The organism is Nostoc sp. DedVER02, assembly GCF_034530675.2.
Lineage (GTDB): Bacteria > Cyanobacteriota > Cyanobacteriia > Cyanobacteriales > Nostocaceae > Nostoc.
Genome location: NZ_JAVRCP020000057.1, coordinates 1 through 21,925 on the forward strand (window position 1 = coordinate 1; position 21,925 = coordinate 21,925).

The 21,925-nt window shown below is 40.1% G+C and carries 18 protein-coding genes and 1 pseudogene; 6 read left to right on the forward strand and 13 right to left on the reverse strand.

The annotated features are described in order from the left end of the window. The 4 genes and pseudogenes from RMZ41_RS29825 to RMZ41_RS29840 all read right to left on the reverse strand — a co-directional run. A pseudogene (locus RMZ41_RS29825) lies at positions 1-287 on the reverse strand (VCBS repeat-containing protein); the annotation flags it as partial. Between the two features lie 411 nt (positions 288-698). Further along, entirely contained in the window at positions 699-1,985 is a 1,287-nt protein-coding gene (locus RMZ41_RS29830; RefSeq protein ID WP_322643691.1) for a decarboxylase, read from the reverse strand. A gap of 20 nt (positions 1,986-2,005) precedes the next feature. Beyond that, complete coding sequence (locus tag RMZ41_RS29835) at positions 2,006-3,856, reverse strand: asparagine synthetase B family protein (RefSeq protein ID WP_322643690.1); 1,851 nt, start codon at positions 3,854-3,856, stop codon at positions 2,006-2,008. A gap of 5 nt (positions 3,857-3,861) precedes the next feature. Continuing rightward, on the reverse strand, positions 3,862-4,485 hold the full coding sequence (locus tag RMZ41_RS29840; RefSeq protein ID WP_322643689.1) for a DUF3859 domain-containing protein: 624 nt from the start codon (positions 4,483-4,485) through the stop codon (positions 3,862-3,864). A 224-nt stretch (positions 4,486-4,709) separates the two neighbouring features. On the opposite strand from RMZ41_RS29840, the gene RMZ41_RS29845 reads away from it, so the two are divergent. Continuing rightward, positions 4,710-5,741, forward strand: coding sequence for a VOC family protein (locus tag RMZ41_RS29845; protein ID WP_322643696.1), 1,032 nt, complete (start codon positions 4,710-4,712; stop codon positions 5,739-5,741). Between the two features lie 61 nt (positions 5,742-5,802). Here the strand turns inward: RMZ41_RS29845 and RMZ41_RS29850 are convergent, their stop codons facing one another. Then, positions 5,803-6,051: a hypothetical protein gene (locus tag RMZ41_RS29850; protein ID WP_322643688.1), complete on the reverse strand. Its 249-nt coding sequence runs from the start codon at positions 6,049-6,051 to the stop codon at positions 5,803-5,805. Between the two features lie 390 nt (positions 6,052-6,441). Beyond that, on the reverse strand, positions 6,442-6,639 hold the full coding sequence (locus tag RMZ41_RS29855) for a hypothetical protein (RefSeq protein ID WP_322643687.1): 198 nt from the start codon (positions 6,637-6,639) through the stop codon (positions 6,442-6,444). A 323-nt stretch (positions 6,640-6,962) separates the two neighbouring features. Here RMZ41_RS29855 and RMZ41_RS29860 point away from each other — a divergent pair, with 323 nt between their 5' ends. Both RMZ41_RS29860 and RMZ41_RS29865 read left to right on the forward strand, forming a co-directional pair. Beyond that, positions 6,963-7,454: a hypothetical protein gene (locus RMZ41_RS29860; protein WP_322643686.1), complete on the forward strand. Its 492-nt coding sequence runs from the start codon at positions 6,963-6,965 to the stop codon at positions 7,452-7,454. Between the two features lie 1,497 nt (positions 7,455-8,951). After that, positions 8,952-10,067, forward strand: a complete 1,116-nt coding sequence (locus tag RMZ41_RS29865; RefSeq protein WP_322643685.1) for a response regulator — start codon at positions 8,952-8,954, stop codon at positions 10,065-10,067. A gap of 441 nt (positions 10,068-10,508) precedes the next feature. Here RMZ41_RS29865 and RMZ41_RS29870 read toward each other — a convergent pair whose 3' ends face one another. Further along, positions 10,509-11,417 carry a peptidoglycan-binding protein gene (locus RMZ41_RS29870; protein ID WP_322643684.1) on the reverse strand — a complete coding sequence of 303 codons (909 nt, stop codon included), beginning with the start codon at positions 11,415-11,417 and terminating at the stop codon, positions 10,509-10,511. A gap of 504 nt (positions 11,418-11,921) precedes the next feature. On the opposite strand from RMZ41_RS29870, the gene RMZ41_RS29875 reads away from it, so the two are divergent. Together RMZ41_RS29875 and RMZ41_RS29880 are read left to right on the forward strand one after the other, a co-directional pair. Then, positions 11,922-15,179, forward strand: a complete 3,258-nt coding sequence (locus RMZ41_RS29875) for a COR domain-containing protein (protein ID WP_322734527.1) — start codon at positions 11,922-11,924, stop codon at positions 15,177-15,179. After that, positions 15,172-15,456 carry a hypothetical protein gene (locus RMZ41_RS29880; RefSeq protein ID WP_322643682.1) on the forward strand — a complete coding sequence of 95 codons (285 nt, stop codon included), beginning with the start codon at positions 15,172-15,174 and terminating at the stop codon, positions 15,454-15,456. Before RMZ41_RS29875 ends, RMZ41_RS29880 begins: the two co-directional genes overlap by 8 nt. 22 nt (positions 15,457-15,478) lie before the next feature. Here RMZ41_RS29880 and RMZ41_RS29885 read toward each other — a convergent pair whose 3' ends face one another. The 6 genes from RMZ41_RS29885 to RMZ41_RS29910 all read right to left on the reverse strand — a co-directional run bounded on the left by RMZ41_RS29885 (position 15,479) and on the right by RMZ41_RS29910 (position 20,715). After that, the gene (locus RMZ41_RS29885; protein ID WP_322643681.1) at positions 15,479-15,898 is read right to left on the reverse strand and encodes a type II toxin-antitoxin system VapC family toxin; all 420 of its coding nucleotides are present in this window, start codon (positions 15,896-15,898) and stop codon (positions 15,479-15,481) included. After that, positions 15,895-16,191, reverse strand: a complete 297-nt coding sequence (locus tag RMZ41_RS29890) for a transferase hexapeptide repeat containing protein (RefSeq protein ID WP_322734526.1) — start codon at positions 16,189-16,191, stop codon at positions 15,895-15,897. Before RMZ41_RS29890 ends, RMZ41_RS29885 begins: the two co-directional genes overlap by 4 nt. Further along, positions 16,188-17,906, reverse strand: a complete 1,719-nt coding sequence (locus RMZ41_RS29895) for an NAD+ synthase (RefSeq protein WP_322643695.1) — start codon at positions 17,904-17,906, stop codon at positions 16,188-16,190. Before RMZ41_RS29895 ends, RMZ41_RS29890 begins: the two co-directional genes overlap by 4 nt. Before the next feature lie 82 nt (positions 17,907-17,988). After that, positions 17,989-18,735: an NUDIX hydrolase gene (locus tag RMZ41_RS29900; RefSeq protein WP_322643679.1), complete on the reverse strand. Its 747-nt coding sequence runs from the start codon at positions 18,733-18,735 to the stop codon at positions 17,989-17,991. Next, positions 18,696-19,295, reverse strand: a complete 600-nt coding sequence (locus tag RMZ41_RS29905; RefSeq protein ID WP_322643694.1) for a nicotinate-nucleotide adenylyltransferase — start codon at positions 19,293-19,295, stop codon at positions 18,696-18,698. The genes RMZ41_RS29900 and RMZ41_RS29905 overlap by 40 nt, the downstream gene beginning before the upstream one ends. Positions 19,296-19,299: 4 nt before the next feature. Beyond that, complete coding sequence (locus tag RMZ41_RS29910) at positions 19,300-20,715, reverse strand: nicotinate phosphoribosyltransferase (RefSeq protein WP_322643678.1); 1,416 nt, start codon at positions 20,713-20,715, stop codon at positions 19,300-19,302. Positions 20,716-21,156: 441 nt separating this feature from the next. Between RMZ41_RS29910 and RMZ41_RS29915 the strand changes: the two genes are divergently transcribed. Next, positions 21,157-21,309 carry a nicotinate phosphoribosyltransferase gene (locus tag RMZ41_RS29915; RefSeq protein ID WP_069070042.1) on the forward strand — a complete coding sequence of 51 codons (153 nt, stop codon included), beginning with the start codon at positions 21,157-21,159 and terminating at the stop codon, positions 21,307-21,309. The last annotated feature ends 616 nt before the right edge of the window (positions 21,310-21,925 follow it).

Consider the following 21,925-nt stretch of genomic DNA (forward strand, 5'->3'; position numbering starts at 1 on the left):
TTTCCGGTTCCTAATGTTGTAGTAATTTGACCGTTTCGACCGGAACCAGCATAATCAGAGTAAAGTTGTTCTCCACTCTCAATCAATCCATTATTATTGCTATCGTAATAGATGAATGCATTGACATAGTTTTGAGTTACTCCACTCAAAAGCAAAGTAATATTATTCGTGCCTATCAGGGAAAATTTATAGTAATCAATTGGATTTGCATTTGCTATAGCATCGTTGTAGTTAAAAAATGTAAGAACACCAATATTTTGAGCAGTCGCTAATGTACTTCCTGGCATATTGTTCCTTTTGTGAAATTTGGAGAACCATTCTTATAGATTGAATATCGGAATCCGGTTTTATTTTTGAAAAAAACCATGACAAAATTTGGGGAGCAACTTTACTTGTTGAACCCATGAAAATTATAAAGTCATCAATTATTACTATATTGATGCTGCTACTACGCTGATGGTATAAGATTCCGACTCATTAACAAGATTAAGTATACAGAGAATTGACCTACCAAAATTAATTTGAGTAATTATTTAGCACCTTAAATTTTAGGTAATTGACTAAAATTACCTATTTGGACTGCGATCGCTCCTTATCTAAACATTTGGTAATATTTTATACTAAAAAAATATTTCTTTTCTGAAGACTGCTCCTCAAAAACCATAAAAATCATGTCTGCTAATGTCTAAAAACGCATTTTAAACCTTTATATTCTCATAAATAACCTGATTTGTTAGCAAAACACTGTAGTCTTCCCGTTGGCGAATCAAGCGATGTATGCCATTTTCTAGCAAGACTTCCGCAGGTTTGGGACGGTGTAAAAAGTGAGACGACATGGCATAACCATAAGCACCGACATCTAAAATGGCAACGATATCACCAATTTCTAACGTCGGTAGTTGGCAATTTTTACCTAGATAATCTCGTGAATATGTGGTATTACCACAAATATCAGTTGTGAATAGAGAGTGAGGAGTAGAGACGCGATGAATCGCGTCTGTACAAGAATGGAGAATTGAGAATTTATCTGTTTGCTTCCAAGTGATAATTTCTCGGTAGCCGCCGTGTACTGATGGTACTGAAAGATTGGCAACGGTGGTATCAACTCCGACAATCTGTTTTTTTCCTTGCCATTTCACAGAAACAACTTGAGCAAGCAAAGTTGCACATCCGGCGATCGCACTTCGTCCCGGTTCAATCACCAAATCAATCTCTCGCCCTAAATTAGTAATTCTCTCGCTTAACTCACTCCCAAAGATTTCCCAGTCAAAAGCTGTTTTGTTGTGGTGATATGGATAACCAAAACCACCACCAAAATCTAAATATTCCCAATCTGGTAACAGTTGTGCTGTGGCGATTACTGTATCAATCACTTGGGTGAAAGCGGCTGTGGCATTAGTTCCCGTCCCTCGATAGAAGTGTAAACCACTCAGCTTTAATCCAAACTTATGAGTTAAAGCGATCGCATCACCAAATTCTTCAGGACGCACACCAATTCGGCTATCTCCGGTAATTTCTGGCAAATTCAAGCGTAAACCCAGCCGAATATCTTTCTCTCTACCTTTGGGCAAAACTTCGCAGCATAACTGTAATTGAGCGAGACTATCAAAATTGAGAGTTGTAACTCCCCAATTCAAAACTTGTAACATCTCCACTCGATTCAAATTACTACCGCTATAAACAATCTCACTAGGATCGAAACCAGCCTGCAATCCCAGGTAAATATCTCCTGGCGTATTAGCGTGAAGTCCCCATCCAAATGAGCGAAAAATTTTTAACAAGGCAATATTGCCATTGGTAACACTTGCAAACCGAAATTGCGTGCGGGGATAATTGACAGCTTTAGTAATGCGCTCAATAGTTTCACGCAAGCGATCGCCATTATAAACATAAAGCGGAGAACCATAAGTACTCAGTAACTCCTGAGCAAGTTCTTCAGAGAATGGGGGATTAAGGCGATTTTGAGTTAAATTATTTGATACCATTTACCACTACGAATTACGAATTACGTTAGCGAAGCGGGGCGAAGCCCATTACGAATTATTTTGTAGTTTTTCCATAGCCAACGATGTAACCAAAAAGGGTGATCCCAAGACTGTTTGCTGAATTTTTCATTTAAAACATGCGATCGCCAAAGTTGCCACATAATAAGTAACCACAGAGTCTCACCAATCCGCCTACCTTGAATAGCTGCTCCGAGTTTGCCTTCAACGATTTGGGCTGCGATATGAGGATAAAAGTGATTGTTAGCGCGAAGTCTTTCAGGATTGAGCCAAATACCGAGTTGATGCCAAAAATCATTTAAACACCAAGAAGTTAAAGGAACCCCCATACCACGTTTTTGTCGCCAAACAATCTCAGGCGGAAGCCAATTTTCTACAGCCCGTTTGAGGATATATTTTTCACAAGCTCCTTGCAAACAAAGTTCTCCAGATAGGCTAAATGTCCATTCTGCTAGAGGTAAATCACAAAAAGGCGATCGCACCCATAACCCATGAGCAAACCCCAATGCAGTCGCACGGGGATGGATATTCTGCGCTCCTTTGAGCATCAAACTGGCACGGCGGAGGCGATGCAGCAAAGATGGACACTCATCACGATTAAGAGCCGCCATCAGGCAATCTTCAAGATGCAAATTTTGGATCTGTGCATAAGCTTCCGGCTGAAAAACTTGAGATTCGTATCCCCCAAGACGGTGAAAAGTGCGGAAATATTGCTGGATAAAAGTTTCCTGTCCGGCGGGATTTTCTGCCTGATAAATACCTGCGGCAATTAAAGGTTTGTTCGTCCAACCGGCAAATAATTGATCTCCACCTTCACCATTAAAAATTACCTGGGTTTCCTGACTCGCCCTCTGAGATAGGAGATACAACGGAACACAAACGCCATCCCCAAAGGGCAAATCTAATGCTTGCACAGTCGGAATTAGAGCATTCTTAACAGAATTTGGGGTTACTGCAACTTTAACAAGCGGAATTTTAAGAAACTGGGCGACTTGTTCAGAGTATGGATATTCTGGAATCCCTACATCACCAAAATCTAGAGTGTAGGCGCGGACTTTTACCCCTGCTTGCACCAGCAGCGCCGCCACCACTGAAGAATCGAGTCCGCCAGAGAGAAACACCCCAACAGGCTCATCCTTTAAATCGCTAATCTGTCGTTCAATGGAGTCTTTAAGGAGAGTTTGCAATTCGGTAATTGCTGTAGTTTCATCTGTTAACTGTTTTGCAACTTCCCGCCACGAGTGGATATTTTTAGATTCAGGCGATCGCAGCATACCTGATTGGCGATCGCTCTGCCAAACTAACTCAGTTCCCGCCGTCACTGCAAATACTTCTTTAACAGGGGTTAAGGGTGTAGGAACGTAAGAAAAACAGCTATAGCCATATAAGCCAGGAATGCTGACTTCTGATTTTTGTAATATCGGTAAAAGTAGTTGCAGTTGAGATGCAAACCAAATGACTTGTTCTTGCTGAGTCCAATACAAAGGCATCTTTCCGAAAGGTTCTCTACCCAAAATTAGGCAGTTATTTTCTTGGAGACTTACCCAAGCATCAGGTGAAGTTAATAATCCTGATGCCGAAATAGCAGCAATTTGATTTTCTAGCGGTGGGGAATTTCCATCAAATCCTAGATAAGCAACATTCCAGATGGGAAGAGGATAATTTTCTTGTGCAGAGAACTGATTTTTTTGACCTAACCCCCTAACCCCCTTCCCTGCAAGGGAAGGGGGACAGTTCAAAGCCTCTCCCCTTGTAGGAGAGAGGTTTCCCAAAATACTACTTAACAACGCTTCCAACTCGCGTTGAGCGCCGTAACCCCAATAGCCAAGAAAGTGATGCGGGATGTTGCCCATCTGGACTATTTCACTTCAAAGGTTTCATCGCTAATCTGCCGACCTTCCAGGAACATCTGCACTTTCCAATTACCAACAGTTGCAGCCGAATTAATCGTGTAGCGACACTGCGTATCCCAGACAGATGTATTAATTTCGCGGGTTTGATAGTTGTTTTGCTTGACAATTTGACCACTTGGGTCAATCCAATTACAGGAGAGAGCCAGCTTTTTACCCAAAGGTGCATCCTTTAAGGTGACACGGTAAAAAACTTCTGGATTGGTTTGGCGAGAAATTGTCTTCAAGTCACCGCCAGTATTTGATACCAAGGTGATGCGGTCTTGTTGAGCAGAAACACGGGAAAGTGCAGAATTCTGTTGCTGTATGAAAAATATTGTAGATGCACTCAGTATCACTAAGGCTGCCACAACACCAGAGGTAATCCATCGATTCCGGCGTTGTTGTACTTCCAGTGCTTGGCGGCGATTTAACTGAATCAGCGCTTCATCGAGTAACTCAGGCGGTAAATTCAACTCCTGCAAAATTTCTTTAACCTGCTGCTGGTCTAGTTCCCCTTCTCGACGCACTTGCAGACCTTCTACTTCCGTGACTATTTGTGATAATTGCTCTTGAGTCAGTCGCTGCGTCATAGCTTAACTCCTGTTGAAAAATTTTATAGCGATCGCTAAATCTCACTTTTGTAGGTACATCATAAGCTACAAAATAAAGTTGCTGCTTTTCGAATTCTTTAAGAGATACTTTTGTAAACATAGATGCGATGAATCGCGTCTCTACTGCTCACTCTTGTACAGACGCGATTCATCGCGTCTCCTCTAACACGATTCATCGCGTCTCCTCTAACTCAGCACTAATTATGACTCAAGAACAACAAACCGCGATTGAAGGTATTTATGAAGTCTGTATCGGCATCCCAGAACCAATTTCTGCAATTCAGTATTGGGAGCAATTTGGCTATCGCATTGGTCAAGTAGGCGAATTAACCGCAGATGTAGCCTATCAATTGTATGGAGTAAATTCGCCTTTACGCTCGATCCGCCTCTACCACCAAAATTCAGATCATGGTTTGATTCGGTTGATGGTTTGGCAAAACCCCACCCATGAAGGTTTGGGAATAGCATCAATGAAAATTAAAGGAAATCGCTGGGCAACAAGCTTAACAACAGATGTATTAAGTATCTTAAATCATATAGAGGATGCAAAAGCCGCAGGTTTTCCTATTAGGCACTCTCACCCTTATTGGGAAGTAATTTATAACAAAGAGAGAAAAAGCCGTCCTTTTATTGAGCCAGCAGTTGGTGTACGAGAAATGCTGCTATTGCAACCTTTAACTCGACAGGTTTTGTTTCAAAGATTTGGCTATACACTGCCACATTATGGACAAGTTAACGATAATGCTGCTCTCAAGACTAGCCAGTTTACCCATATAGGGATCATCGTTCAAGATGACAGCAAAGAAACCCTGAAGTTTTATGAGGAAGTTTTAGGTTTGTTGCGTGTGCGTGATGATGTCGAAACTAGCTATGAGTCTTCGCCAGCCGGTCGAGATATTTTTGACCTTAACCCTGGTGAAAAGTTTATTGTTACGGCCTTTGACGATCCCCGTTCTTCTAAGTCCGATCTGATGGCTGCACGTAGTGGTAGACTTTATATTGTCCGATTCCCAGAATCTATCAATTTAGAATCGCGCTTTGAGGCAGCCCAACCAGGTAGCTTGGGTATGTCTTTATATACCTATCGCGTTAAGGGAATACAGGAATATTGCGATCGCATCAAAGCAAGTACTGCACAAAAAGTTACAGACATCGTTAGTAATGAATTTGGCGAGACAAGTTTCTCTTTCGTTGCACCAGATGGCTATTTCTGGACTTTGCTAGAAGTTAATTAACTGTGCATAGAGATAGGGCATTGGTAGTTATTGCCTTTACCCTATACCCAAAAACTAGTTTTCATTTATTTATGCCAATAGCCAGTTCCTTTTTGCTATGTTTCAACTGTTTCCAAAGCACCTTCATTTGCTCGTAAGCTTCTTCAGGAGATATTTTACCCCCTGTTTCTAGACAAGAGATATAAGTAATTTTTTGGGCAAATTCTTGAAGATTGGCATTAAATGCTAAAGTTTCTGGTTGAAATTTACCATAATATCGACTACGAGGGTAAAGAAAGCTATTTTTATCTTGGGAATTAGGCTGTGTCATTGATTGCTCTCGATTAATTTTTATTGGAGTTCTGGATTTGAGTTTTAACTACGTGTAAATACACAGCAGAAAATTCCAATTCCAGAATTAAGTTCATATTATAGTAAAAAAAATATTTTTTTGAGGTATAGCAGATAACTAGGTTGGGTATATTTTATATATATCTATATGTATAGGGTTAGGGTTAAAGGAATACAAGAGTATTGCGAGCGCATCCAAGCAAGTACTGTACAAAAAGTCATACAGATCACGAGTAATGAGCTTGGCGAGACAAAGAGCAAGGTGTATCGAGTTTTTTTGAATTAAACAGGAGTCCATAGAGAACAAGATTCCCAACTTTTTAGGGTAGTTGGGAATCGGAGTTTTTCGACCACTCTATAGCAAACCCAATCATCCATCAGAGGAATCATCAATCATTTCTGGTACTAAGGCTAGATTACTCTTACGTTCTTCTGGTGATTGCTCCCGAATAACATCGTCCATTTTTGCCGGGTGTTTGATTTTGTCAAGTACCTCTGGACTTAGTTCCGATGGGTCGCCTTCTGGATTAGATTTTTCAGCTTGACTAGGAACTGTTTCCTTATTCATTACTATTTCTCTGAACTTATACACCAAGCTTAAGTTCTTCTGTGGTAAGGCACACACTATCTTGAGACTTAATTTCTTACAACAGAAGGGAATAAAAGCGATCGCTTAATTCCTTTCGATATCAAAAATTGAGTATTTATAACAAGAAAAATCCATTTAAATACCTTTTTAAACAATCTTAATATTTCTAAATGAACTTTAAAAAATCTTGTGATTGAGTTAAGAATGAATTAATAGAAATTGCTTTGTAAAGGTTAATTGATATTACTTGTCAAATTGCTAGTGAAGTTAGACACTAAGAATACAACACACGCAATTATTTTATGACTGCTATTTCTAACATTGAATTCAAACGACCAATTTGGCAAACCGGTATCATTTTGACTTTGGGCTTTTGGCTCAGTGCTAGTTTAGTTTTAGACTGGGTAATTATGCCTAGCCTTTATCTTTCCGGCATGATGAGCCAAGCTGGTTTTACAACAGCAGGCTACACGATTTTTTGGAATTTCAATCGGATGGAATTACTATCTGCTGCTGTAGTATTAACTGGAGCATTAGCTTTAGGTAAAACCCAATATCACTGGCGGATTGGCAGTATTATTTTATCTGGATTACTGCTAACTATAGCTGTGCTTGACACCTATTTCTTGACTCCACAAATGTGCGCGATTGGAGTTCAACTCAACCTATTTGAAGCAGCTTCGGCTATTCCATCGACAATGAATTTACTGCATGGTAGTTATTGGGTGCTGGAAGTAGTTAAGCTAGTAGCTGGTGGCACACTTTTAAGCTGGTGCTGGCGCGAGCAATTTTAAGTAGACGGAGAACCATAACAGTGAGAATGTCCACTTCTAAATCTCACGCCAAAGACGCAAAGTAACTTCTTTGCGTCTTTTTGCTATATATAGGAATCCGATAGCGAAGCGGTAGCGAGTCATCGAGCGTCTTTGATTACTGAATCACTTGTGGAGACAGGGAACAGGAAAGAATAAAGTTGTACTGAGTTTTGTTCAAAAATAAAACATGATTCCCATATTATCTTTTACTGTACATTTTTAGCCTTCCCGGATATTAGAGCAAATAAATACTGAAATATAATATTAATTTAGTTTTCATGTTTACTTTACTGATTTATCATGAAGTTTAGATATTGTTGCTAACTTTTTTTGAGAATTATAGTAATCTAAATTTTAGTGAGTATGTTACTTGTTATCTACCATCTAGCTAAAAACAGCTATTTCGCAGGTATGTACTAACAATCAAGAATTTCGCTATAAGTTCTTGAATTTGTCATTTCAAATTGTCCAGGATGATTATTTAGCCCGACACAACATTAAAACTCGTTTCCATTACTTATGAAGAGATTCCCCTCTGCTGAAGTCGTCGCCTATGCATCTCACCACACACCATTATGGCGGCAATTATCAGCTAACTCATCCTTAGTGGGGGGTTTACTATCCTTGTTGTGCAGGTGATAATTTTACCCAATCCCAACATTAAGAGTTGCGCTAAGTAATTCGGTAGGAATAAACCAAATTATGTTACGAAACGTAAACAAGCTTAAAATTCTTGCTCATGCCTAATGACAGCCTCTCTTGTCGTAGACGTGACGCAAACGCCAGTTAGCTTTAATTCCGCCGACTGGCTTACACTCATAAAGCTAAGTAAGATATCGCTCTTTTTGAATGCTTAGTTTTTAATAATACTTATTCTTTTAATGAAGTTTCCCTTAAGAATAAACTTCTAACAAAAGTACCCAGCGACTCTCCTCACGGTTACAAAAATATCCTTCGTCATCGAGGGATTAACCCCTAAAAGCCTTTATATAGAACCATTTTCGTCCATATCACAGTAGATTTTGGTTACTCCAGACTTTAGCATTAGGGGCAAAAATACTTTTGTAAGAGAACCAAAGTATTGGCAATTTAAAGCTACAAAATACGGAAAACAATGATGCTTTTGTGACTGATGGGCGAGAGCCAATAGTGTATTTGTTGCATTTAAGTTACTGTTAGATTGGCTAGATTAGCGAAAGATACAGAAAACCAATCTAATTTTTGAAATACTATATCCTGGCAACCAGTCGGGCCATTTTCCTATGGAGTAATGATATGGATTGCTTTAATTGTGATTCGTGCTTTCTAGCTTAACAGAGATTGGTTAATTAATAGTTGGGGGGTGTGGAATCTCTGTACTAACTCAAATGTTACCACTATATTTATTTGATAGTGTTTCCAACATCGCGGTGAATTCCGAAAAGGTAATTCACTAATTTTGACTGCAAATGTTAATTTGATTCCAGAGCTATTCTAATGAAAACACTTCCGATTAGTAGATACAGATTTTTCCAAAAGCTCCAGCCTTTATCTTTATTGAAAAAAATCACTGGTAAATCAGTTACTGGTTGTTTGCAAGTGTTTAGCACTTCAGGTTCTTGGTCATTATATGTAGACGAAGGTAAACTAATTTATGCCTGCTACTCAGAGAAAATGTTTGAGCCACTTTATAGGAATTTGCAAAGCTTGAGTCAGCAAATTTCTACTCTCCCTCGTGAAATTCACCAACAGTTGCGGGCGATATTTGAAACTGGGATTGAAAATCAAGCGATACCGAACCCAGATTATCTAGCTATTTGCTGGTTAGTCAATCAGAAATATATTAGTCCTTCTGAAGCGGCGATGCTGATAGAGCAATTGGCGCTAGAAGTTCTGGAGTCATTTCTGAATTTAGAAGAAGGGAGTTATGAATTTATTCCAGAAAGTTTTCTGGATGACATGCCAAAGTTTTGCCATCTGAATCTCCGCTTACTGGTTGAACAATGTCAAACACCCCGAAGCGTTAGCGTTTCTGCTAGAGAAGCCTCTTGTAGAGAACCTGCTTATCGTCGAACACCACCAACTTCTCAATCGCATCCCTCAGAATTGTTCAAAATAAATGAGTTAAAACCTAAAAGTAAAAGTACACCAAACTCGTTTAGAACAAACAGCTATAATCCATCAGCTTACTCTATTAAGAGTAATGAACATAGAGGTCAGCAAATCATCCAACCGCCTGCTGACAAAAAAATCTACACAATCTTTTGTATTGATGACAGTCCTACAGTATTGAATGTTATTCAAAGTTATTTAGATGAGCAAATGTTTTCTGTTGTGGGAGTTACCGATTCTCTTAAAGCTTTAATGCAGATTGTTAATACCAGACCCGACATAATCTTGTTGGATATTTCAATGCCTAATTTAGATGGATATGAACTATGCTCTTTGCTACGGAAACACTCAAATTTTAAAAATACACCTGTGATTATGGTGTCAGAAAAATTAGGATTTCTAGATAGAGCTAAAGCTAAGATGGTTAGAGCCTCTGGCTATTTAACTAAGCCTTTTACACAAGGAGATTTACTTAAAACAATCTTTAAACATATTATTTAATTTGCTATTATAATAAATAACTCCTTGTAATCAGCATATTTTTTATAGTTAAGGTTGATTATTATCTGAACAACTACTATTTTAGTGAGAGACGATTGTCTGGCTAAATTAAAATAATTATTCATTATATTAAGACTAATATTTGATTTTTGAACAAAATTAGGTATTGTAGAGTGTGTTAGAACGGAGTTCGTAACGCACTATTATCAAGGATTTGATGCCGTACTCTCCGCGCTCACATCCTACGTATATTTTATCCAATCAAACCGGATTCCTATAATACAATGCGTATGCAATTATTATTGATGTAATAATAACGGGAACAAGTGGATTTGAATTGTGTCGCTTCATCAAAACAAATCTGACTAATCAATAAATTTTTGAGATAAAAAAATTCCCCAACTTTTAGCTGTGGGGAATTGTCAAAAAGTACCAATTACCTTATCCTGGAAACGTTTTCAGTAAATCATCGCCAGGAATTACGGTAGTGTAAAAAGTATATTTGCGATTAGCGACATAACGGCGGTCTTGTTTAACAATCGCCATAAACTCTCTATGTCCATCACGGGTACGCCCGACTAAACAACCCGCACTAGCAAGGCGAATATCATTCCGGGGAAAATCAAAGCCGTAGTGTTGATTCACATAAAAATCATTACCTGTATCAAGCTTGTCCCCAGTCCGTTTAAAATCTTGGTTGAAATCTCTACAAACAGTGATATCTCCAACTTGCACTAATGCTTCGTGAGGTTCTGCTGTGCCGTGAGTACCAACAGCCCAAGCTTTGTATTGTCCAAACTGAATCCTAGCTGCTCCTTTGGGATTCATCGGGTTATAAGTGTAGTATCTCCCTGGCTCTGTAGTCGCTTCCCAATGATCTACAATTTTGGGAATACCATTTACTACTTCAATGACAATGCGGCGATCGTTAAATTGATTGGGTGTATCACTATTAAGAGTCCAGTCTGCATCTATACCCTCTACATAAACAATGTTGTATTCTTTGGGATTGGTAAATACCTGATAGCCTTTGGATAGCATGTATTTCACAATCTTACTAGCGATGTCATTGCCTAGTTTTAAGGGAGGTTTAGGAAGATCATCTATTTTAGTTTCAATCAATCCCTTGGCTGTGACTGCTCCTAAAAAGCCACTCTCTTCAGTCTTGGTTAATTCTTGAAATTTTTTGAGAGCGATCGCAGAAACAGGGCCAAACTTCCCATCTGCGGGAGGTTCCAGCAAACCTAAGCCGATTAACAATATTTGAATCTGACGAGACAAGTCTGCATCTTCTGCGATCGCATCAAATGACCATTTCTCATCTTTCCCTAAGAAATCTTGTAGTTTCATTATGCACCTGCTTTCATTTACTTACTTCTAAGTATAAACATCATTCTAAAAATCGATGTTGTTTGAAACTATACTATTGACTAGAATATGATGTCACAATTTTTACTATTAATTTATGATTCAGCACACAAAAATTTATAGAAATGAAACTGAATAAAAGACTATTTATTGTGATTTTAGATGAAATTTTTTCCATAATCTTTAGAAGATATATAAATATAATGAGTATAAAGTTGTACTGGAAGATGTGAAAAATATTCTCTGGCAGCTAATGAAACTTCTTGGTAAATGGAGAGAGAAAAATTTGCGGTGAGAGAATAATTTGTGTTCTAAGGTGTAAGTTTCAATTTCAGAAGTTGAATGGTGAATGATTTCGTAGGGGCATAGGAGGATTATTGGCTCAATGCAATCCTTGATACAGGGTACATTATTAATTAGCTTAATTTCTCTGCTGCGCGTCCAAGCAGCAACTCGTCGTCAGGCATCGCCTCTGTAAAACCCGAAATGACTAACGAACAACTGCTGCAAATTATTGAACAAGCTGCCAGATTGAAGGTGACAATATTAAAGCTTTCCGGCAAAGGCTTAACAACGCTGCCACCGGAAATTGGAAAACTCACCAACCTGCAAACGCTCTACCTCAGTAACAATCAACTGAGCAGTCTGCCACCGGAAATTGAAAAACTCGCTAACCTCCAAGCGTTTTACCTTGGCAGTAATCAACTGAGCAGTCTGCCACCAGAAATTGAAAAACTTACCAACCTGCAAACGCTCAACCTCAGCAACAATCAACTGAGCAGTCTGCCACCAGAAATTGAAAAACTCATTAACCTGCAAACGCTCAACCTCAGCAGTAATCAACTGAGCAGTCTGCCACCAGAAATTGAAAAACTCATTAACCTGCAAACGCTAAACCTCGGCATTAATCAACTGAGCAGTCTGTCACCAGAAATTGGACAACTTACCAATCTGCAAATGCTCTACCTTGGGAGTAATAAACTGAACTGTCTGCCACCGGAAATTGGACAACTTACCAACCTGCAAACGCTCAACCTCAGCAACAATCAACTGAGCAGTCTGTCACCGGAAATTGGAAAACTCATCAACCTGCAAACGCTCGACCTCACCAGTAATCAACTGAGCGGTCTGCCATCGGAAATTGGAAAACTCATCAACCTGCAAACGCTCTACCTTGGCAGTAATCAACTGAGCAGTCTGCCACCAGAAATTGAAAAACTCACCAACCTGCAAACACTCAACCTCAGCAACAATCAACTGAGCAGTCTGCCACCAGAAATTGAAGAACTCACCAACCTGCAAACGCTCAACCTCAGCAGTAATCAACTGAGCAGTCTGCCACCAGAAATTGAAAAACTCACCAACCTGCAAACGCTTGACCTCCGCGAGAATCAACTGAGCAGTCTGCTACCGGAAATTGGAAAACTCACTAACCTGGAAACGCTCAACCTCCGCGAGAATCAACTGAGCAGTCTACCACCGGAAATTGGAAAACTCCCCAACTTGCGATCGCTGCAACTTCGTAGAAATCCACTCCCCATTCCACCTGAGATTTTAGCTTCGGGTAATGTAAATGAAGTTCTCGATTTCTATTTTCGGGTGCAAGATCCAAGCGAAACCGAACCCTTCTACGAAGCAAAATTCTTGATTATTGGCGAAGGAGGAGCCGGTAAAACCTCTTTAGCTAAGAAAATTGCAGATGAAAACTATAAACTCCAGCTAGATGAGGAATCAACCGAAGGCATTGAAGTGACCCAGTGGCACTTTACACTGCCCAATGGCAAAGATTTTCGCGTCAACATCTGGGATTTTGGCGGTCAGGAAATCTACCACCAAACCCATCAGTTTTTCCTCAGCAAGCGATCGCTCTATGCTTTAGTTGCTGACACTCGCAAAGAAAACACTGATTTTTACTGGTGGCTAAAGGTTGTCGAACTTTTGAGCGACAAAAGCCCAGTTTTTATTATCAAAAACGAAAAACAAGACCGTGATTGCCAAGTCAATGAGCGCCAGATGCGAGGAGAATTTAGCAACCTAGAAAAAATACTGGCAACCAACTTAGATACTAATCGCGGTTTAGCAGAGATTAAAGACGCAATTCAGCTTTACATCAGCAATCTTGAACATATTGGTACACCTCTACCAAAACTCTGGGTAAGGGTCAGAGCAGCGCTAGAGAACGATTCCCGAAATTACATCAGCTTTGAAGAATACCGTACCCTTTGCCGAGACAATAATTTAACTGACCGTAAAGATATGCTGCGCTTAAGCAACTATCTCCATGACCTCGGCGTTTGCCTGCATTTTCAAGACAATTCTGCACTTAAACACTACGTCATCCTCAAACCCGAATGGGGAACCACTGCCGTCTACAATGTTTTGGACAATGACAATGTTAAGAAAAAGTTGGGTTGTTTTACCAAGGACGACCTCGAAGATATTTGGAAAAGCGGCGAATATGCAGATATGCGAGATGAATTACTTCAATTAATGATGCAGTTCAAGCTTTGCTACGAAATTCCCGGTAATCGTGACACCTATGTTGCACCTCAATTGCTCTCCATTGAAAAAGTTGATTATACCTGGGACGATCGCAATAACTTTATCCTGCGCTACACCTATACATTCATGCCTAAAGGTATGCTCACCCGCTTTATTGTGGAGACGCACCCTTGGATTGAACAGCAAAAACTCGTTTGGAAAAGCGGTGTTGTTCTAAACAAAGACCAAACTCGTGCAGAAGTCATTGAAAATTACGATCAACGGGAAATTAAAATCCGTATAGCCGGAAACCGCAAAAAAGAATTGATGGCTGTCGTCACCCATGAACTCGAAAAAATCCACAACTCTTACGAACGTTTGCAATATCAAACCCTAGTTCCTTGTAACTGTGAGACTTGCAAAAATCTGCCTACACCTTATTCCTATTATCTAGACAAACTCAACAAGCGCTTAAACGCTGGTCGTTATCAAATTGAGTGCGAAAACAGCTATGAAATCGTAGATGTCCGCAAGTTAATTGATGATGTCATGTTCCAATCTGCTACAGCAAATAAGGAACTCAACCCCCAGGTTGCACAGTTGCAAAAGGAACTGGAACGAAAGCGAGATGAATCGTTGACGCATCGGTTACAAGATAGCAATCAAGAAGAAAAACCTATCATGAATAGTCAATTTACAATGGAATTTGAGAAGGAAATTTTCATCTCTTATGCTTGGGGCGGCGAAAGTGAGCAATTTGTCAATCAATTGGATGAGACTTTTCAAGCAAAAGGAATCAAAATTATTAGGGACAAACGTAATTTGGGTTATAAAGGACTAATTAAAGCCTTCATGGAACGGATTGGACGCGGTAAATGTGCGATCGCAGTTATTAGCGACAAATATTTAAAATCTCCCAATTGTATGTTTGAGCTAGTGCAAATTGCTAAAAATGGTCAATTTTATGATCGAATTTTCCCTATTGTGTTAGCCGATGCCCAAATTTATAAACCTATTGCCAGACTTAAATATATCAAGCATTGGGAAGACGAAATTAAAGAATTAGATGAAGGGATGAAAGGCGTTTCCGCAGCTAATTTACAGGGATTTCGTGAAGAAATTGACCAATACACTGAGATTCGCAACACGATCGCAGAACTAACCAACCTACTAAAAGATATGAACACGCTTACTCCTGATATTCACAGCAAATCAGAGTTTGAGGAATTGCTGAATGCGATCGCACAGCGTTTAGATGAGTAAATATGGATTATGGGTGAGGTTAACAGGTGGAGCGATCGCTCTTTTTGCTCGACAATTGGTGTTCAAAGGTGCAAGCTTTGAGTTCAAAAGTAGAATGATGAGGATAAAAGAGGCAACTTCGAGGATAAAAGGTGCAACTTTGAGGATAAAAGGTGCAACTTCGAGGATAAAAGGTCAAGCGATCGCTCTTTTAACTCGACAATTGGTGTTAAAAGGTGCAATCTTCGAGTTCAGAGGTGGAATGATGAAGGTTGAAAGTAAATCTTTGGCTCTTTAATTCACTTTGGAGCTTACACAGTCTAATCCTGTGTTATTAAGTTTGGAACTTTGCTAAAGTCGCTAGTGTTGCGAGTTAATAATACTAAGCTCCGTGAAAGTGCAATCGAAGCTATTCTTAAATCCATCGTGGCGATGCGAACTCTTTGCGCTCGTAACCCTTCAAATATGGCTACTGCTCCAGCATCGAATGGTAAAATTGGTGCTGCCGAAAACCCCCGAATGATTTCCATTAGCAGAGTATATCCCCGAACTACATCATCAGGTGTTTGAGAACGAGTAATAAAGGTATGAGCGCCAATTACTTGCTCATGGAAACTAACGATAGAAAAAGCAAAATCTGTAGCCTGATACTGGGCAATATGAGCAGCTAATGTTAGAAACTCTGTTCCTGAACGTCTTTGAAGAAAACTGATATGGTCAGTGTCCAGTAGATATCTCACAGTTGCTCGCCAGCCTCTTCTGTAAATATGTCAGCGTGGCGTAATGACCGACCATACTCTAAAGCTTCCAAAAATGCTGATTCATCAGAGATTGAGCCAATAACCTTTTCCAGCCAATTACTAGAGGTAGGCGCATCAATGACTCGATGTTTGATATCTGCAACTGTTTGTTCAAGAGTCGTTAAACGTTGTTCAAAATTTGCTTCATCTAACATAATTTTCTTTGAGACTTTAGTTTCAATGGTAATGCTTATCCGCGCCTGGACAACGCGGATGAACATTTTGTCTGTCACAACAAACTAAGGTTAGGTGTAGCTGTAGTTTTAGTCTGGTAAGCCTTTTTGACACCACCCCAGTTACTAGCAATTGGCATTCGCCAACCAGTTCCGAAGGCGCGATCGGTTATTTTCAAACCGGGAGGTGCTTGTCGCCGTTTAAATTCAGCCCGTGCCACCATTTGGATTACTCTGTCTACAATTACCGAATCGTGACCGGCTGCAACAATTTGCGCTGCTGATTGGTGATTGTGAACTAGGCGTTGTAAGATATCGTCCAAAATTTCGTAGGGTGGTAGAGAGTCTTGATCAACTTGACCTGGTTTGAGTTCGGCGCTGGGTGCTTTTGTTAAGACGTTTTGCGGGATGATTTCATGATTGCGATTTAACCAATGGCAAAGTGAATAAACACGGGTTTTAGGAACATCTGCAATCACCGCTAACCCGCCATTCATATCGCCGTAGAGGGTACAGTAACCCACAGCCATTTCTGACTTGTTACCTGTAGATAAAAGCAGATAACCAAATTTATTAGCGATCGCCATTAATAAATTACCGCGAATCCGAGACTGTATATTCTCCTCAGCCAGTCCAAACTCAGTACCCGCAAACAAATTACCTAAAGTTTGATCGAAGCCTTGCATTAACTCCCCAATTGGTAAAAGATTAGTCTTAATCCCCAAATTTTCGGCTAATGCCACAGCATCACTGATGGAATGCTCTGAACTATAAGGGGAAGGCATGAGAACACCAAGGACATTTTCTTTACCAAGTGCAGCAGTTGCGATCGCAGCTACGATTGCAGAGTCAATCCCGCCACTTAAACCCAAAACTACTTTAGAAAAGCGACACTTCCGAGCATAATCTCGCACTCCCAAAACCAAAGCTTGCCAAATTTCTTCATCTTCTGATTCATAGACAGGTGCTACAGAACCTAATTTAAAATCTCGCTGCGCCTCGTCAAATTCAACCACTACTAAATCGGTGTCAAAGCCACAAGCACGACACATAATTTCACCTTGACTATTCAAGGCAAAACTACGCCCATCAAAAATTAGATCGTCATTTCCGCCAACCTGGTTAGCATAAATCATCGGTTGTTGAAAACGGACTGCACTATGTCTGAGCATTGTTTCTCGAAACTGCTGCTTGCCGACTGTGTAGGGGGAAGCAGATAAATTTACAATGAAATCTACACCCAGAATTGCTAAATCAGCAATTGGATTTACTGGATAACTCCGTTTGCCCCAGAATTCCTCATCGTTCCATAAATCTTCGCAAATAGTTACGCCAATATTGATATTATCTAGAGTGAAATAATTAGCTTGCAACCCTGATTCAAAATAGCGACGTTCATCAAATACATCATAAGTAGGCAAAAGTCGCTTGTGAAAAACTTGCTTGACTGTGCCATTCTCTAACAAAGCCATGCTATTAAATAAGGTTTTACCGCCACTAATAAAGGCTTCAAGATTCTGTTCAACAGTTCCTACCAACACAGCTAAATTTGGTGGTAAATCTTGAGCTAAGTTTTGTAAAGTGATGCCCATCGCTTCCACAAAACTAGGATTTAGTAATAAATCTCTTGGTGGATAGCCACACAAAGAAAGTTCTGGTGTTAGCAACAAACGCGCCCCACTAGATGCTGCACGTTGTGCCGCTTCCAGTATTTTTTGGGCATTTAAAAGCAAATCACCAATTGTCGGATTAATTTGAGCGATCGCAATTTTCATATTATTTGTCATTAGTCATTGGTCATTGGTCATTGGTCATTGGTCATTTGTCCCCTTGTCCCCTTGTCCAGGTAGCGCATCGTTAAATAAACACTAAAGGTTTATCTTTTAGGGGAGCAAATGCTTCCGCATCAAACTTATATAAACTAGCCGGACGACCAGCACCTCGTGATACCTTAATTCCGGTATCGCATAAAAAACCTAACTTGAGTAGACGCGCCCGAAAATTAGAATAATCGGAAAAATTATCACCTAAAACTGTGGCGTATAACTGATATAAATCATTCAAGGTAAACATTTCTGGTAAGACTTCAAAAGCCACCGGACTATACTCTAATTTATTTCGCAACCGCCTGTGTCCATAAGCCAGAATTTCGTTATGGTCAAAAGCTAATTGTGGCACTTGTTTTACTGGATACCAAGCTATGCCAGTCATGCGATCGGCAATTAATTCGGCTTCCTCAAATCGCACTAGGGCAAAGTAACTAACTGATAGATAACGCACACCATAACTATCAGTTGCTTCCCGTGGATCGCGATTTGGCCCGCCAAATGTATAGAGTTGTTCTAAATAGAGATTGTTGACCTTAATTTTTTCCGCCATAATGCGATAGGCGGCATCTTCTAAAGACTCTCCGGGACGTACCAAAGTACCGGGAAGACTCCAATGATTTAAAAATGGTTCCTGCTGTCGCATTACTAGTAGAACTAACAGCCGATTTTGTACAGTATCTACAGAAAAAATTACATTATCCACACCAACCTTGAAATCGGCCAAAGGTTGTTGGTTTAACGGAGTTGATATCTTTTTTTGTGAACGTCCTGGCATTCGTACAAATGCTCTCGATTAATATAGGCAACTACAGGGGCTGTGAGGGCTTGAGAATCTCCACGTTCGCGGTATGCTGTTGAGGAAACATCTAGACCGGTCAGACTAGCGATCGCAATTTTCCCTCCTAGCTTTTGCACTACCTCTGAACTAGACTCATCTATTGCATATCCGGGTCGCGGTACAATAAGTAGCTGCACTTTCTGTAACAAATCTTCAATGCGATACCAACGTGGTAGCTGACTCAGTAAATCTGAACCAATAATCAACGTTAATTCAGCGTCTTCACCCCAAATAATCTTCGCTTTTTCAACTGTTTCCAGTGTTCGGAAGCTACTTAACTCTTGTTCCAAAGCAATATTGTGCCGTGGCGTGTCTATATCCGTAATCAACAGTCGCAACATTGCCGCCCGATGTTCTAAGGGTGTTTGATGGGACTTAAATGGATTATCTGCTGCCCAAACCGCTACCCAATCATAACGCTCAGACAACCAACTCAGAATTTTTTGATGTCCCGCAGTTGGTGGATCGGCGCTAGTACCAAACAAAGCAACTCTCATCATCTTACTTTGCGTCCTTTGCGTCCTTTGCGGTTCGTTTTTTAGTCTCCTCAGTCAACACCCGTAACCCCTCAGAAAGTTCCACTTCTACAGCCACCGGATGATCCAAACGTCGTGTTTCCTGTGGCAAACTAGCAACTGAGGCGGCGGTACGCTGACGAATTGTTGCCAACGACTCCAACGGCTGCACCCGTTCACCTTCCTGCACTACCAGCTGCAACAAAGGTTCTTCTTCTTGAGGAATTTCACCCAAGAGTCCCAACCTGTCTGTTTTTACCTTCCCTCCCGTAAACGAACGAAAAATTTGCTTACGCCCTGGATAAGTAACTTTACCACTCGACTGCTTCATCACTGGGATACCATCAATGTCTACAAGTTTATAGACTCCATTTACAGGCGAACCTGTAACTAATCGCGTTCCCAGCCCGTAACCATCAATTTGCGCCCCAGCAGCTTTTAGTCTGGCAATTTCCCACTCATCCAAATCGCCACTGGCAAAAATTGGTACATCAGGAAGTAGCGATCGCACCTGTTTTGATAAGGTAACTAAATCTCCTGAGTCCAATCTCACTCCTGTCAATTGCATTTCCCCGGAATTTACTTTTTGGGCCAAGCGCCCGGCAGCAGCAATGGTATCGTAGGTATCAATCAGCAATGGCGCACCCGGAAAATATCGATGAAATGCACTAAAAGCTTGTTCTTCAGTGCCTTCTATTGCTGACAGCGCCATCACCAGGGCGTGTGCCATCGTACCACTAGGCTTTTCTCCCAGTTGTAGCGCTGCTAACACATTGGAAGTGGAATCTAAACCACCCGCCAACGCCGCTCGTGCCGCCCACAAAGACCCTTGGGGACTAAATGCTCGTCTTGTACCAAATTCTAAAAGTGTAGCTGATTCCCCCGCTACATCCCGCAACCGGGCTGCTTTTGTGGCAATTAAAGTCTGGTAATTAATCGTATTTAAGAGGTAAGTTTCTACTAGTTGCGCTTGCCAAAGTGGTGCTTCCACCCGCAACAGTGGTTGATTGGCAAATACAGCCGTCCCTTCTGGTACTGCCCAAACATCACCCGTAAATTTACCCTCAGCTAAAAGTGACCAAAAGCGATCGCCTGCGTGAGCAAAAATTCCTGTTGCCTGTAATGCCGCAATTTGCGCCGAACTAAAGCGGATTTTGGCTAAATATTCCAATGCCTGCGTTAGCCCCATTGCAATTAAATAACCAAAACCCTCTGGTAATCGTCTGACAGACAACTCAAAGCTAGCCCGTCGTTGTTCTATACCTTCGCCTGTGTAACAAGCTGCCATCGTCAATTGGTAAAGATCGGTCAGTAGACTGTAGTCTTCCGCAGAAAAGTTTAATTCCTGGTTCTGATGGCTTTGCTGTTTATATACATAGTCCAAATCTGGCAAAGTTGTCATGCAAGAGATTCCTTACAAGCTGCTTCTTTCATTTATGGTAATATTTACCATAAATAATGTCAACTACCATTAAGGATATTTCAGCGATTGTTGTGTAACAGAAGGTTTTTAGGTAAATTTATACTAGCTTTATAAAATACTTAATATTTTTTAATAGTAAAAGCTAGCAATAATCTTTATTTGACGGCTAGCTAATGAAAGATAATATCCTTCCAAGGCAAGTTTGCTAACCTCTTTCTCAGAGTGCATTTGGAGAAATAGATAAGTTTCAATTAGAATAAAAGAGAAACGTTTGGCTTTTTCACAAGCTAAAGTATTGCGAAGTTATCTGAATAAAGATTGCAAATATTCTCAATATATTGAGAATGGAAGCGATTAAGAATATTAGGATTAAAGTATAAGTAGCACAATTAAAGCGACTCGAAAGAGGAGTCAAATATTATGGCTATTTCCCAAATCATTGCGAACATAACTCAGTATATCTCTGAAGCTGCGATGCGGATTTTTGGCCCTACAGATGATGCTTATCCTGTTATTGGCGTACAACCTTTTACAGGTGAGCCTTATGATAAACGTACAGCCGACACTTGGTAGGTGTTGAGACGAGTCATTTAGTATTTAGAATACAGCTAAAAGCAATTACCGAGAGATGCAGAACACAGGTTAGTAACCTGCAATAGTTGAGATTGAGGGTTTAAAACGAAATTAGCAAATCTCAAGCTGTATCAACTTTTTTACCTCCGTATTACACACACATTGATTAGGAGATTGCGTATCTTTGCTGATTCCTTTTTAGAGGAATTAATCCTTATAACGTTTCTTTGTGAAGTTGCAATAATATATAAAACCCCCTGTAGTTACTCCTGATTAATGGCAAACTACAGGGGGTTTTATAACGTGCATCTCTATACATAATTAGTATTACTTAGGAAAATTCCAAAAAATTACAATTATAACGTCTCTTGGAATTATTGAATTGCAGGGAAAATGATGAAGAAAGTCTTCCGGCAACGATTGCTGCATTACTCTATTTTTAAAGAAATGATGAAATGAGATTCTAATTTATCAGTATATTTTCTGGGAATTATATCGCTATTTTTTACTCATTATGACTACTTTATATAGCAAGAGGAATCAATAAAATTTTGATAAAGACTAGTCAATAAATCTACCTTTTTATAAAAAAAAGAATTAGTTTAATCTTCGCACT